The sequence below is a fragment of the Mesorhizobium sp. B2-5-3 genome (genome assembly GCF_006441005.1).
Taxonomy (GTDB): Bacteria; Pseudomonadota; Alphaproteobacteria; order Rhizobiales; family Rhizobiaceae; genus Mesorhizobium.
Window position 1 is genome coordinate 240,205 of record NZ_VFUS01000004.1, and the last position, 13,035, is coordinate 253,239.

The window sequence follows — 13,035 nt, forward strand, 5'->3', positions numbered from 1 at the left end:
CAGCCGGGCGTTTTATGCAACCGTGGCTCCTTCGATCGTCCAGCATTCGCGGCGCGCGCGAGGGGTGCTCAAAACGTTTTCATTCCGCGCGCCACGCCGTTCGAAAGCTGAATTTCCGATTTCCGGGTCGATGCGTCCGGGTTCCCATTGCGCCATGAAATGGCTATGAAGCCGGGGCAAGCAAGCCTGCGTCGCACCGATTCTGGCGCGGCCTCCTCATTCACGGACCAGTCCATGCGTTTGTCGCGCTATTTCCTGCCCATCCTCAAAGAGAATCCGCGCGAGGCGGAGATCGTCTCGCATCGGCTGATGCTGCGCGCCGGCATGATCCGCCAGCAGGGGCAGGGCAGTTTTTCCTGGCTGCCGCTGGGCAAACGGGTCCTGGACAAGGTCTGCCAGATCATCCGCGAGGAACAGAACCGCGCCGGCGCGCTGGAAATCCTGATGCCGACCATCCAGTCGGCCGACCTTTGGCGCGAAAGCGGCCGCTATAACGACTACGGCAAGGAGATGTTGCGCATCAAGGACCGCCAGGACCGCGACATGCTTTACGGCCCGACCAACGAGGAAATGGTCACCGAGATTTTCCGCGCCTATGTAAAGTCCTACAAGGACTTGCCGCTCAACCTCTACCACATCCAGTGGAAGTTCCGCGACGAGGTGCGGCCGCGCTTCGGCGTCATGCGCAGCCGGGAATTCCTGATGAAGGATGCCTACTCCTTCGATCTCGACTTCGAAGGCGCGAGAGCCGCCTACAACAGGATGTTCGTGTCCTATCTCCGGACCTTCACCCGCATGGGCCTACAGGCGATCCCGATGCGGGCCGACACCGGTCCGATCGGCGGCGATCTCAGCCATGAATTCATCATCCTGGCCGACACCGGCGAGAGCCAGGTGTTCTGCCATCGCGATTATCTGTCGCTCGGCGTGCCCGGAGCCAACACCGATTTCTCCAACGACGCCGAGATATCAGGCATCGTCAAGACCTGGACGACGCCTTACGCCGCGACCGACGAAATGCATGACGAAGCGGCCTGGGCTGAGGTTCCCGACAGCGACAAGGTTTCGGCGCGCGGCATCGAAGTCGGCCATATCTTCCATTTCGGCGAGAAATACTCCAAGCCGATGGGCGCCAAGGTGACCGGGCCTGACGGCAAGGATCATTTCGCTTCCGGCGGTTCCTATGGCATCGGCCCGTCGCGGCTGGTTGCGGCGATCATCGAAGCCAGCCATGACGAGAACGGCATCATCTGGCCGGAAGCGGTGGCGCCGTTCGACATCGGCCTGATCAACATGAAAGCCGGCGATGCCGATTGCGACCGCGTCTGCGATGAGCTCAACGCAGCTTTCACTGCCGCCGGCAAGGATGTGCTCTATGACGACACCGACCAGCGGCCGGGCGGCAAGTTCGCCACCGCCGACCTGATCGGCTTGCCCTGGCAGGTGATCGTCGGACCGCGCGGCGTGGCCGCCGGCGAGGTCGAGATCAAGAACCGCAAGACCGGCGAGCGCGTGACGCTGCCGATCGCCGATGCGAAAAAACGCTTCGGTGCCGCCGCATGAGCGAGGCGGCGGCAGCGAGACCGGCAGGCGCCGGACCGTTTTCCATCTTCGAACGCACGGTGGCGTGGCGCTATCTGCGCTCGCGACGCAAGGAGACGGTGATCTCGGTCATCGCCTCGATCTCCTTCCTCGGCATCATGCTGGGAGTGGCGACGCTGATCGTGGTGATGGCCGTCATGAACGGGTTCAGGGCCGAGCTGCTCACCCGCATCCTCGGCGTAAACGGCCATCTGATCGTGCAGCCGCTGGATTCGCCGCTTGAGGACTATGCGCAGGTCGCCGGCCGCATCAACGGCGTGGCCGGCGTGAAATACGCCATTCCGCTGATCGACGGCCAGGTGCTGGCGCAAGGCAATATCGGCGGCGGCTCGGGCGCGCTGGTACGCGGCATCAGGGGCGAAGACCTTGGCAAGATCGCCATCGTCGCCAGCAATATCAAGCAAGGCTCGATCGCCGATTTCGACACGGGCGAGGGGGTCGCCATCGGCAAGCGCATGGCGGAGAATCTCGGCCTGGCGCTCGGCGACACGATCACCCTGATCTCGCCGGACGGCGACGTGACGCCGCTCGGCACGACGCCGCGGATGAAGGGCTACAAGATCGCGGCAATCTTCGAAGTCGGCATGTCGGAATATGACGCCTCCATCGTCTACATGCCCTTTTCCGAGGCGCAGCTCTATTTCAACATGGATGGGCGAGCCCAGACGATCGAGATCTATGTCGACAATCCCGATGATGTCGACGCGCTGAAACCGAAGGTGGAAGAGGCGGCGCAGCGACCCATCGACCTCGTCGACTGGCGGCAGCGCAACGAGACCTTCTTTTCCGCCCTGCAGGTGGAGCGCAACGTCATGTTCATGATCCTGACCCTGATCGTTCTGGTGGCGGCGCTCAACATCATCTCCGGGCTGGTCATGCTGGTGAAAGACAAGGGGCACGACATCGCCATCCTGCGCACCATGGGCGCCTCGCGCGGCGCCATCCTGCGCATCTTCCTGATGACGGGCGCGGCGATCGGCGTCACCGGCACCATCGCCGGCGTGCTGCTCGGCGTGATCATCTGCCTCAACATCGAATCGATCCGCGAGTTCTTCTCCTGGATGACCGGCAAGGTGCTGTTCAATCCGGAGCTCTATTTCCTCAGCCAGTTGCCGGCGAAGATGGATCCGCGCGAGACGACCTATGTCGTCATCATGGCGCTCGGCCTGTCCTTCCTGGCGACGTTGTTTCCGGCATGGCGGGCGGCCCGCCTCGATCCGGTCGAAGCGCTGAGGTACGAATGATGGCGCAGGCCATTATCGAGTTGAAGAGCGTCGAGCGGCACTATGTCCAGGGGCCGCGCAAGCTCACCATTCTGAACGGTGCGGACTTCTCGCTGAAGCGCGGCGAGATGGTGGCGCTGGTGGCGCCGTCCGGCACCGGCAAATCGACGCTGCTGCATACGGCAGGGCTCTTGGAACGGCCCGACGCCGGCGACGTGATTCTCTCCGGCCGGGCCTGCGGCCGGCTATCCGATGACGAGCGCACCTCGATCCGCCGCAACGATGTCGGCTTCGTCTACCAGTTCCACCATCTGCTGCCGGAGTTTTCGGCGCTGGAAAACATCATGATGCCGCAGCTCATCAAAGGTCTGCCGCGCAAGGAGGCGGCCGAGCGCGCGGCGCAGCTGCTCGACTACATGCAGATCGGCAAGCGTGCATCGCACCGGCCGTCCGAACTGTCGGGCGGCGAGCAGCAGCGCGTGGCAATCGCGCGTGCGGTCGCCAATGCGCCGCTGGTGCTGCTGGCGGACGAGCCGACCGGCAATCTCGACCCGGTCACTGCTTCCTATGTGTTCGAGGCGCTGGAGGCATTGGTGCGGCAATCGGGCCTCGCGGCGCTGATCGCCACCCACAATCACCAGCTGGCAGCGCGCATGGACCGGCGCGTCACCCTGGCCGAGGGCAAGGTGGTGCCGCTGTAGAACTCTGATGTCCGCTGCGAGATTGGGTCCAACCTTAACAACGTCCAGCGAGATTTCCGCGGGTTTAGTTTCCCGTCGGGGATACTGATCCCTCCGGGATCAGAACCGCCAATGAGCCTTCAGTGCGATCAGGGTGGAAGAGATCGCGATCATCACCAGGATGAGCAGCCAGGTTACAAAGCTGCGCGAGAGGCGCCACCGGTGGCCTTGCCTCATGCGCTTTCGCCAGCGATCAGCTTGATTGGCGCCTTGGTGTTGCCTCACGTCCATCACTCGGCAGTCTTAGCTTACCCACTATTGTCTCGACTGACGTTGAGTGCAAGCAGGCGCTCATCCCATACGCTAACTGACGATAGCGTCGACGACATCTTCCTGACCTGTTGATAGGTCCCGCGCCGTCAACCTTTTCTTAACCCTGCCGGTTTGATCGCTCGAAAATTCCGGCTGCGGACGGATTCCGCTCGTTGACTTTGAAACAAAATTAGAACAAATTGCGAACATATCAACAACAGGAGAGAGTTATGACCGATCTGGTTCAGGATGTCATCTCGCTGGTTTGCATGAGCACCTTCCTCATTTCCATGGCGATCTGGATCGGAGCCATGTGAGGTGACAGTGTCTGCCGTCGCTGTTCCGGCGGACGAAAGTCCGCTTTGCCGTTAAGCCTTTCTTGCCGCCCATGGCGCTAGGGTGTCGCTCCTGAAAGCAGGAGCGCCGCGTGTCGCCCATCGTCGCCGCCTTCCTCGTGGCCAGCAATCTAGGGCTGATTTTTCTCCTGATGAGCGTGCCGCTTGGTTTGCGCACAATCAGGCTCAGCCGCACGGTCGCGGCCGACCGGCAGCGTCTGTGGCAGGCGCTGTGGCCGCTCGGGAGCAATGCCGGCTGGTCCGGCGAAATCCTCTCGGCGGAGATGCTGGGCGAGGGAGTGGTCCGCACCAGAATGTCCTGGGAGGGCCGGGACGGCCTGCCGATCGAACGCAAGGCCCTGCTCGAGAATGTCGTGCATGGCAGGTGCTTTTCGATGCGCGTCATCGAGGACACGGCGCTCGATCCGTCTTTCTGGGCGCATTATCGGGAAACCGCGCAGTTGGTCTCGATTGGCGAGGCCACCCGGGTTACGCTCACCCAGACCGACCGTTACCGCGGCGTGGCCTTCCTGGCGTTCCGCTATTTCGCCATGCGCCGCGAACTCGCCAAGCTGGATGGCTGGGCCAGGACAGGGCGGTATCGCAAGGGCGGCTGGTTCGAACATCCGCTGAGTCAGCTCGGCTTCGCCGCTCTCTCGGCATTCATCCTGTGGCCGTTCTTCGGGCTTCACCGCGGCGGGCTTGCTCTGGCCGCGATCCTGACTTCCGTTGTCGCCCTGCACGAGCTCGGCCACATGGCGGCATTCCGCCTGATGGGCCATCGCAGGGCGCGCATGATCTTCATCCCGCTGCTCGGCGGCCTCGCCATTGGCGGCCGGCCCTATGACAGCCGTTTCGAAGTTGCGTTCGTGGCGCTGATGGGCGCCGGGTTCTCTGCTTTCCTGGTGCCGTTGGCGATGATGGGCAGCACGTTTGCAAGCGCGGAAGGGCACTGGCTTACCGCGACATTGCTGGCGACACTGGCGGGCTGTGCTGCGCTCTTCAACATCGCCAATCTGGTGCCGGTGTGGAAATTCGATGGCGGCCAGGTGCTGCGCCAGATCTGCCCAGGGCCGGTCGCGCTGGCGCTGGCCTCCTTCTTCCTGCTCTCGGCCTTCCTGGCGCTTGGCTGGCGGGCCGGCTTTTCCATTGGCTTTCTGCTCGTGGCCGGCGCGGTCTTTGCAATCCTAAGCCTTCTGACCGCGGGCAGCGGGGTGAAGCCGCGCCACGAACTGAAGCCGATCCGCACAGCCGACCGTTTCGTCATCGCCGGCGCGCTGCTGGCGGTGTTCCTCATCCACGGTTATGGAGTGCTCTGGGCGTCGGCACGGCTGATCTGAGCTGTCCGGGAAGCGTTCAGCCGGCCTCGCGGGCTGTTTCCACGGGCAAGGCCGTGGCTGGGCCGAAGACATCCTCGAACGCTGATTTCAGCGCCAGGTCGAGATCGGCCATCGTCACCGGCAGCCCGAGATCGACGAGGCTGGTGACGCCGTGGTCCTGCACGCCGCACGGCACGATACCGCTGAAATGGCCGAGATCCGGCTCGACATTGATGGCGATGCCGTGAAAACTCACCCAGCGCCTGAGCCGAATACCTATTGCCGCGATCTTGTCCTCGGCGGCAGAGCCGTCCGGCAGGGCAGGGCGATCGGGCCGCACCACCCAGACGCCGACGCGATCCTCACGACGCTCGCCATTGACGTTGAAGGCGGCGAGCGTGCCGATGATCCATTGTTCGAGGGCGGCGACGAAGGCGCGCACATCCTCCCGGCGGCGTTTCAGGTCGAGCATGACGTAGGCGACGCGCTGGCCCGGCCCATGATAGGTGTATTCGCCGCCGCGGCCGGCCGAAAACACCGGGAACCGGTTGGCGTCGATCAGGTCCTCGCTGCGCGCACTCGTGCCGGCGGTATAGAGCGGCGGATGCTCGACCAGCCAGACCATCTCGCCGGCGGCCCCGCTGCGGATCGCTTCGGCGCGCGCCTCCATGAAGGCAAGCGCCTCGGGGTAGGCGGTGAGGCCGGGCTCGATCGCCCATTCGACGGGCGCCGAACCGGGCAAAGGCAGGAACGACGTGGCGATCTGGCTGCGTTCTGGCATGGGATGTCTCTTGTTGTACTCCATATGGCGATATCGGGCCGAAACGTCCAGTTCGCGGTGCATTTTGGCGCTTTGATCCGTTATGGCAATTCCCAGCGATTAAATGCTCGGGGCGCACTTGTTTCGCCGGAAACGATTTGCTACACGCCGCGAGCCGGTCGGTTCCGGCTCCTACCACGTGCGGTCGTGGCGGAATTGGTAGACGCGCAGCGTTGAGGTCGCTGTGGGGCAACCCGTGGAAGTTCGAGTCTTCTCGACCGCACCATTCTCTCTCCCCAGAATCTGATTTGTAGCGGCACCTCCAGCCCTACGGACACCGCGCATTTCGTTTGATATTCCCGCGCGTTACGCCAGTTTCTTTTTGAGCGTCGGATTTTCCCGAAACCGGTTTCCACTTTCGGGTCCGATGTTCTAGACCGGAGATGCACCTTTTCCAGGATTGCAATGGCGGGAGGCGCTGGTGGAAGGCCAGGACGAACGGACGACCGGCGCTGGGGTCGCTGACGAACACCGCGCCGACATCTACGGTGAGGACGGCGCTGTCCTTTCGTCCTTTCTCGCCCAGATCGGCGCGGCGATCGCCGACCGCGATACGCTCACGCTCAAGCGTGAGGTCGACGACCTGCACCAGTCGGAAATGGGCGACCTGATCGAGGCGCTGCATCCCGACCAGCGGCGCGCCCTTGTCGAGCTTTTGGGGGCCGACTTCGATTTTTCCGCGCTGACCGAGGTCGACGAGGCGATCCGCATGGACATCGTCGACAATCTGCCCAACGCGCAGATTGCCCAGGCGGTGCAGGAACTCGATTCCGACGACGCGGTCTACATCCTCGAGGATCTCGAACCGGAGGACCAGGACGAGATCCTGTCGCAGCTGCCGTTTACCGAGCGCATCAGGCTACGTCGCTCGCTCGACTACCCCGAGGAGACCGCCGGGCGGCGCATGCAGACGGAGTTCGTCGCGGTGCCGCCGTTCTGGACGGTCGGCCAGACCATCGACTACATGCGCGAGGACAAGAACCTTCCCGACCGCTTCAGCCAGATCTTCGTCATCGACCCGAGCTTCAAGCTGCTTGGCGCCATAGACCTCGACCAGATCCTGCGCACCAAGCGCTCGGTCAAGGTCGAGGAGGTCATGCATGAGACGCGGCACGCCATTCCGGCCACGATGGACCAGGAAGAGGCCGCGCGGGAGTTCGAGCAATATGACCTTCTGTCGGCCGCCGTCGTCGACGAGAACGAGCGGCTGGTCGGCGTGCTGACCATCGACGACGTCGTCGACGTCATCCAGCAGGAAGCCGAGGAAGATCTCCTGCGCATGGGCGGCGTCGGCGACGAAGAGCTTTCCGACAGCATCTTTTCGACCTCGCGTTCGCGTGTGCCATGGCTGCTTGTCAATCTCCTGACCGCCTTCCTCGCGGCATCGGTGATCGGCCTGTTCGACCACACGATCGAGCGCATCGTGGCGCTCGCCGTGCTGATGCCGATCGTGGCCGGGATGGGCGGCAATGCCGGTTCGCAGACCATGACCGTCACCGTGCGGGCGCTGGCGACAAGGGATCTCGACATCTACAATGCCGGCCGCATCATTCGCCGCGAGATAGGCGTGGGCTTCATCAACGGCATCGTTTTCGCCATATTGATCGGCATCGTAGCCGCCGTCTGGTTCCGCGATGCCAATCTGGGCGGCATCATCGCCGCGGCCATGATCATCAACATGTTCGTTGCGGCCCTTGCCGGCATCCTGATCCCGCTGCTGCTCGACCGCTTCAAGATCGATCCCGCGGTCGCTTCGGCGGTGTTTGTCACCACGGTCACCGACGTCGTTGGTTTCTTCGCTTTTCTGGGCCTTGCCACGTGGTGGTTCGGCGTCCATTGATCCGGCTCAATTGACTTTTACGTAAATGCCGTGCGAGGCTCGGCGACAGGCAGACTGCGGCCGATTCCGGCAGGTCTGCCGCGGACGGAGAGCAGCAGTCGCCAATCTCCGGCTATGGGGCGAGAATGCGGGAATATTATTCGATCACCGAGCTGACGCGCGAATTCGACGTGTCGACGCGGACGCTGCGGTTCTACGAGGACGAGGGACTGGTGCAGCCGGTGCGGCGGGGCCGCACGCGGCTGTTTCGCCCATCCGACCGACACTTGATCCGGCAGATCATGCGCGGAAAACGGCTCGGCTTCTCGATCAACGAGATCCGCGAAATCATCCAGATGTACAAGGAACCGCCCGGCGAGGTCGGCCAGCTCAAGCTGATGATCAAGCGCATCGAGGAAAAGCGCGAGGATCTGAGGCAAAAGCGCCGCGACCTCGAGGAGACATTGGCCGAACTCGACCAGGCCGAGGAATCCTGCGTTGAGCGGCTGGTCGAGCTCGGGGTTAATACGTAGCGACCTTCCAGGCAGGACAATCGCTTTAGAGTCGGCGCCGCCCCTCATCGCCCTGCCGGGCACTTCTCCCCGTATAGTGACGGGGAGAAGGGGGCTGACCGTGATCTCGGTCTCTTTCCTGCAACGCTGGTGGCTGGCGAAACCGCTGATGACAGCGCCCCTCTCCCCGTCACTATACGGGGAGAGGATGCCGGCAGGCAGGTGAGGGGCGGCGCCGACATCGACAAATTGTTGGTCTCCGCCACAAATCGGAAACCGTTATCTTCCCGATATGGCTCTGGCAGCCGGCGTTCAGATGCTCAAATCCAGCGCCGCACTCTTTTGGCATAGTCGCGGTATTTTTTGCCGAACTTTGCCGACAGCATCTTTTCTTCCTTTTCCACCGCGACCTTCTGCGTGACGAAGGCGGCGACGAAGGCGAGCGGCAGGAACCAGACGATCCCGGAGATGAAGGCAACGCCGATCAACAGCAGCGTGTTGGCGAGGTACATCGGATTGCGGGTGATGCCGAAAGGACCCGTGGTGACGAGATGGTCCGGCACGGCGTTGGGGTTGAGCGTCGTCTTGGCCCGCGTCATGGTGCGGATGGCGGTGAACCAGAGTGCGGCGACGCCGAACAGCGCCACCCAGCCGGCCGCGTAGAGGAGGTCGCCCAGGAGGTCGCCGATCCAGGGCAGGGGAAAGAGCAAGCCGAGCGCGATACTGATGGCGATGGCGGCGATGTAGATCAGCGGCGGCCACGGTATCAGCCCAGGTTTGGGCGGGGTCTCGATCATTCGACACCTTCCTCCGTCATCTTGCTGTCGGTCTGGGCCGTGCAGGTGCCGGCGAGATCCGCCAGATGCGCTCTCCATTCGGCGGTCTGGTCGTTCTTGTAGAGCCGATCAAGCGTTGCCTCGCCCTCCAGCGTGTCCAGCATGCACCCACAATAGCTCGAACAGAACTTGCTGTCGCGCTGCTGCTCGCACGAGATCTGGCAGGTCTTGAGAAAGTTCACCTGCGGGGTTTCGACCTTGGCCGGCATTACTTGCGAGAACAACCAGACACTGCCGATCAGCAGCGGCTGATGGATCAGGTAGAAGGCCAGGCTGTGCCGGCCGATGAAGACCAGCGGGTTGGACCAGCGCCCGGGCGCCACATCTGCCAGGCGCGCCAAGGCGCCGAAGCGGGAGGCAAGCTTGGTCGCTCCGAGGCCCACAAGCACCGCACCGAACCACGGGAACAGCGGGACATAGTCGTTGGAGTGTGGGTTGACCGCGGAAAGGCCGACCCACCACAGCCAGGGGTGATCGAACGATTCCAGCCGAAAATAGAAGGGAATGGCGATGACCGCCGCGGCGATCGGCAGTGTGAGCAGCGCCGGCAGGCGCAGGAATGCCAGCCCGAGCAGGCTCGCCAGCGCGATCTGGTGCAGGATGCCGAAGAAGATCCACCCATCCGGCGTGGCGATACGGGTGGCGACCGAAATGGCGATCGCCGCTCCGGCGACCATGGCGAAGCGTCTCCAGAAGCCGTTCCAGCGGATCTCTTTGCCATGGGCGAGATACAGGCTGACGCCGACCAGGAACAGGAAGGTCGAGGCGATGCAGCGAGCATAGAACTTCCACCAGCCGAAGGCGGTCAGGCCGGGATCGGTGTAGCCGAAGAATTCCAGGTCCCAGGTGAAATGGTAGCTCGCCATGGCGATCAGCGCGATGCCGCGCAGCATGTCGATGGCGACGATGCGCTTGGTCTTCGGCAACTCCGCGGCGGGCATGGTCGGCGTCTGGATGCTCATGGTCTCGCGATCTGATTCAGCCCCGTACGAGGACTATCACGGTTACGCCGGACAAAAGAAGGCCGTGAGCTTCGATACAGACAGTCAGCCGGCGCTGCATCAGGCACCCCTTTAGGCCAGCACCGGAAAGCCTTTGACCGGCTTCGTTTTTGTCCGGGGCACGTCGGTTTCCTGTTACCGGTCGCGAACTGATGGCCGCAGATTTGGCTGCTGATTCTGCTTTGGGGAAGCAATGTCCACGCATGTGCGCCATCCGATCTGGCTACCGGCCCTCAAGGCCGCGGATGCCCGCACCTTCGCCTCGCTCTACGCGGTCGAATCCTTCGCTCGCGCCACGGTGTCGAGCGTCATCCCGATACAGGCATACGAGATCCTCCACAACGAGCAGATCGTCTCGATCCTCTACACCATAGTGGCGATGCTCGGCCTGTCGGTGACCCTGTTCATGCCGATGCTGATCCAGCGCTTCGCACGGCGCTGGGTCTACACGGCGGGCGCCTGCCTGCTGGCGATCGGCTCGCTGTTCTTCGTCACGCATACGCGCGCCGGGCAATTGGCCGGCATGCTGTGCCGTGTCATGGGCGCCAGCGCGCTGTCGATCACGCTCAACCTCTACATCATGGACCACATCCGCAAGACCGATTTCATGCAGGCCGAATCGCTGCGCATGGCGTGGTCGATGTTTGCCTGGACGGGTGGGCCGACGCTCGGCATCTTTCTCTACACACGCTTCGGCATCTATGCCGCGCATGGCGCGGGCGCCGTATTCGCCTTGGCCCTGCTGGCGTTGTTCTGGACCTACCGGCTCGGCGACAATCCCTCGATCCGGCCGGGCAAGACGCGCCCGGTCAACCCGCTAGCCAATATCGGCCGCTTCGTCGCGCAGCCGAGGCTGAGGCTGGCCTGGCTGATCGCCTTCGGCCGCTCCTGCTTCTGGACGACATTTTTCGTCTATGGCCCGCTGTTCATGGTCATCACCGGTGAGGGCGAACTTGCCGGCGGCATTCTGGTTTCGGCAGGCAACGCGCTTTTGTTCATGGCGATTTTCTGGGGCAAGGCCGGCAAGCGCTTCGGCGGCCGCAGGACCATGACTTTTGCCTATTTCGCCATGTCGGTGGTGCTGCTGGCGGCGGGTGCCGTCGGCGAAAGCGCGCCGCTCGTCACCGGCGCCTTCCTGCTGTGCGGCGCCTTCTTCACCATCGCGCTCGACGCGCTGGGCTCGACCGCCTTCATGCGCTCGGTCCGCTCTTATGAGCGGGCGCAGATGGCTGCGGTCTACCGCACTTATCTCGACTTTTCCGAACTGACGCCGCCGCTGGTCTACTCGGTGGTGCTGGCCTTTTTCGGACTGGGCTCGGTTTTCGTCACGCTCGGCCTGCTTGCGGCGGTCTGCGGTTATGTCACCTGGCGGTATCTGCCGAAGTCGCTGTGAAGCTTACGGCACAAGCGCAGCATGTCGTTCGCGTACCCAATCGTGGAAGCGGTGGAGGTCGTACTCCTCCGGCATCAGCACGCCGGCCTTATGGCGCATAGAGCGCAGCCCTTTCTGGTTGACCTCGCAGATCGCGGCATCCTCCTCCAGCACCTGGGTGCCGAATCCGACGATGTTGTCGATGTCGGTGGCGGCGAGCGCGTCGGGCGCGAACAGCCATTCGGCGGTCAATTCGGTCTGCTCGGGGCCAAGCGGCACCAGCCGTACGGACCTGACATAGTCGACGTGGCCGACGATGAACATCGAGGGCAGGCTGGTGGCGTAGGTCTGGCCGGCGGCGCGCTCGGCCGGCGTCAGGCCCGAAAAGACCGGCCCATGCGCCCGGCCGTCACGTGACCATGTTTCGGCACCCGCCCGCAGCCTGCCGGAAAATTCCGGCGCGTCATTGTCGGCATGGCGGGTCCATTCGGGGTCGTCATGCCGGCCCATCAGGCCGCGGCCGTAGATCGGCACCAGCCGCGACAGGTCCTTGTGGACGCCGGGGCAATGCAGGCATTCGTTGAAGTTTTCCCAGAAGATCTTCCAGTTGCAGTTCATCACCTTGCGCAGCACATGGCCCGATACCAGCGATTCCAGCGGCCAGTTGCCGAGATCGCCGGAGGCCGGGTCGAAGGATGAGTGCGCCGAGCCGGCGGCATCTTCCGCGAGATTGACGAAGACGAAGCCGCGCCAGACCGACAGCGCGACGCGATAGAGCGGATGGTCCGCCTTGTCGAAACCTTCGGGCAGCGTTTTCGATGGCACGCGCACGAGCTCGCCGCGCAGCGAATAGGACCATGCGTGGTAGGGGCAGGTGATCAGCCGCGCCTTCAGCCGCCCCTCGCGTTCCTGGCAAAGCTGCGATCCGCGATGCCGGCAGGTGTTGTGGAAGGCGCGCAGTTCGCCGGTATCGTCACGCAGCACGACGATCTCCTGGCTGCCGACACGGAAGGTGCGGAAAGCCAGCGGTTGGGCGAGATCAGCTTCACGGCAGACGAGCAGCCAGTTCCTGTACCAGATGGCGTCGAGGTCGCGCTGGTAGGCCGCCGCATCCCAATAGGCCGAGGACGGCAATGTCGGCTCGGCCCGGGTGAGGCCGTTATAGGGGGCGTGCTGGCTCTGGACGGGCTGCATGGCTGGCCTC

At 63.4% G+C, this 13,035-nt stretch carries 11 protein-coding genes and 1 tRNA gene; 8 read left to right on the top strand and 4 right to left on the bottom strand.

Translation table 11 applies throughout. The features are described from left to right. The first annotated feature begins 234 nt into the window (after positions 1–234). The 4 genes from proS (at position 235) to FJ867_RS11490 (ending at position 5,492) form a co-directional block, all read left to right on the top strand. Complete coding sequence (gene proS, locus FJ867_RS11475; protein WP_140495593.1) at positions 235–1,563, top strand: proline--tRNA ligase; 1,329 nt, start codon at positions 235–237, stop codon at positions 1,561–1,563. Then, the gene (locus FJ867_RS11480; protein WP_140817407.1) at positions 1,560–2,846 is read left to right on the top strand and encodes a lipoprotein-releasing ABC transporter permease subunit; all 1,287 of its coding nucleotides are present in this window, start codon (positions 1,560–1,562) and stop codon (positions 2,844–2,846) included. The genes proS and FJ867_RS11480 overlap by 4 nt, the downstream gene beginning before the upstream one ends. Then, positions 2,843–3,526, top strand: a complete 684-nt coding sequence (locus FJ867_RS11485) for an ABC transporter ATP-binding protein (RefSeq protein WP_181165304.1) — start codon at positions 2,843–2,845, stop codon at positions 3,524–3,526. The genes FJ867_RS11480 and FJ867_RS11485 overlap by 4 nt, the downstream gene beginning before the upstream one ends. Before the next feature lie 718 nt (positions 3,527–4,244). After that, on the top strand, positions 4,245–5,492 hold the full coding sequence (locus tag FJ867_RS11490; protein WP_140564184.1) for a site-2 protease family protein: 1,248 nt from the start codon (positions 4,245–4,247) through the stop codon (positions 5,490–5,492). A gap of 16 nt (positions 5,493–5,508) precedes the next feature. On the opposite strand, the gene lipB is transcribed toward FJ867_RS11490, so the two are convergent. Further along, positions 5,509–6,252 (bottom strand): lipoyl(octanoyl) transferase LipB, encoded by a 744-nt coding sequence (lipB, locus tag FJ867_RS11495; RefSeq protein WP_140555005.1) that lies wholly within the window; start codon positions 6,250–6,252, stop codon positions 5,509–5,511. 180 nt (positions 6,253–6,432) lie between these two features. On the opposite strand from lipB, the gene FJ867_RS11500 reads away from it, so the two are divergent. The 3 genes from FJ867_RS11500 to FJ867_RS11510 all read left to right on the top strand — a co-directional run bounded on the left by FJ867_RS11500 (position 6,433) and on the right by FJ867_RS11510 (position 8,643). Next, positions 6,433–6,517, top strand: a tRNA-Leu gene (locus FJ867_RS11500). A 195-nt stretch (positions 6,518–6,712) separates the two neighbouring features. Continuing rightward, positions 6,713–8,131, top strand: coding sequence for a magnesium transporter (gene mgtE, locus FJ867_RS11505; protein ID WP_140656953.1), 1,419 nt, complete (start codon positions 6,713–6,715; stop codon positions 8,129–8,131). Between the two features lie 125 nt (positions 8,132–8,256). Beyond that, positions 8,257–8,643 carry a MerR family DNA-binding transcriptional regulator gene (locus FJ867_RS11510; RefSeq protein WP_006203215.1) on the top strand — a complete coding sequence of 129 codons (387 nt, stop codon included), beginning with the start codon at positions 8,257–8,259 and terminating at the stop codon, positions 8,641–8,643. A 299-nt stretch (positions 8,644–8,942) separates the two neighbouring features. On the opposite strand, the gene FJ867_RS11520 is transcribed toward FJ867_RS11510, so the two are convergent. Both FJ867_RS11520 and FJ867_RS11525 read right to left on the bottom strand, forming a co-directional pair. Further along, a complete protein-coding gene (locus tag FJ867_RS11520; protein ID WP_140738814.1) occupies positions 8,943–9,419 on the bottom strand; it encodes an isoprenylcysteine carboxylmethyltransferase family protein in 477 nt (158 codons plus the stop codon). Further along, positions 9,416–10,420: a DUF1624 domain-containing protein gene (locus FJ867_RS11525; RefSeq protein ID WP_140817409.1), complete on the bottom strand. Its 1,005-nt coding sequence runs from the start codon at positions 10,418–10,420 to the stop codon at positions 9,416–9,418. Before FJ867_RS11525 ends, FJ867_RS11520 begins: the two co-directional genes overlap by 4 nt. A 232-nt stretch (positions 10,421–10,652) precedes the next feature. On the opposite strand from FJ867_RS11525, the gene FJ867_RS11530 reads away from it, so the two are divergent. Beyond that, a complete protein-coding gene (locus tag FJ867_RS11530) occupies positions 10,653–11,852 on the top strand; it encodes an MFS transporter (protein WP_140817411.1) in 1,200 nt (399 codons plus the stop codon). A 3-nt stretch (positions 11,853–11,855) separates the two neighbouring features. On the opposite strand, the gene FJ867_RS11535 is transcribed toward FJ867_RS11530, so the two are convergent. After that, positions 11,856–13,025, bottom strand: coding sequence for an aromatic ring-hydroxylating dioxygenase subunit alpha (locus FJ867_RS11535; protein WP_140817413.1), 1,170 nt, complete (start codon positions 13,023–13,025; stop codon positions 11,856–11,858). Positions 13,026–13,035 lie beyond the last annotated feature (10 nt).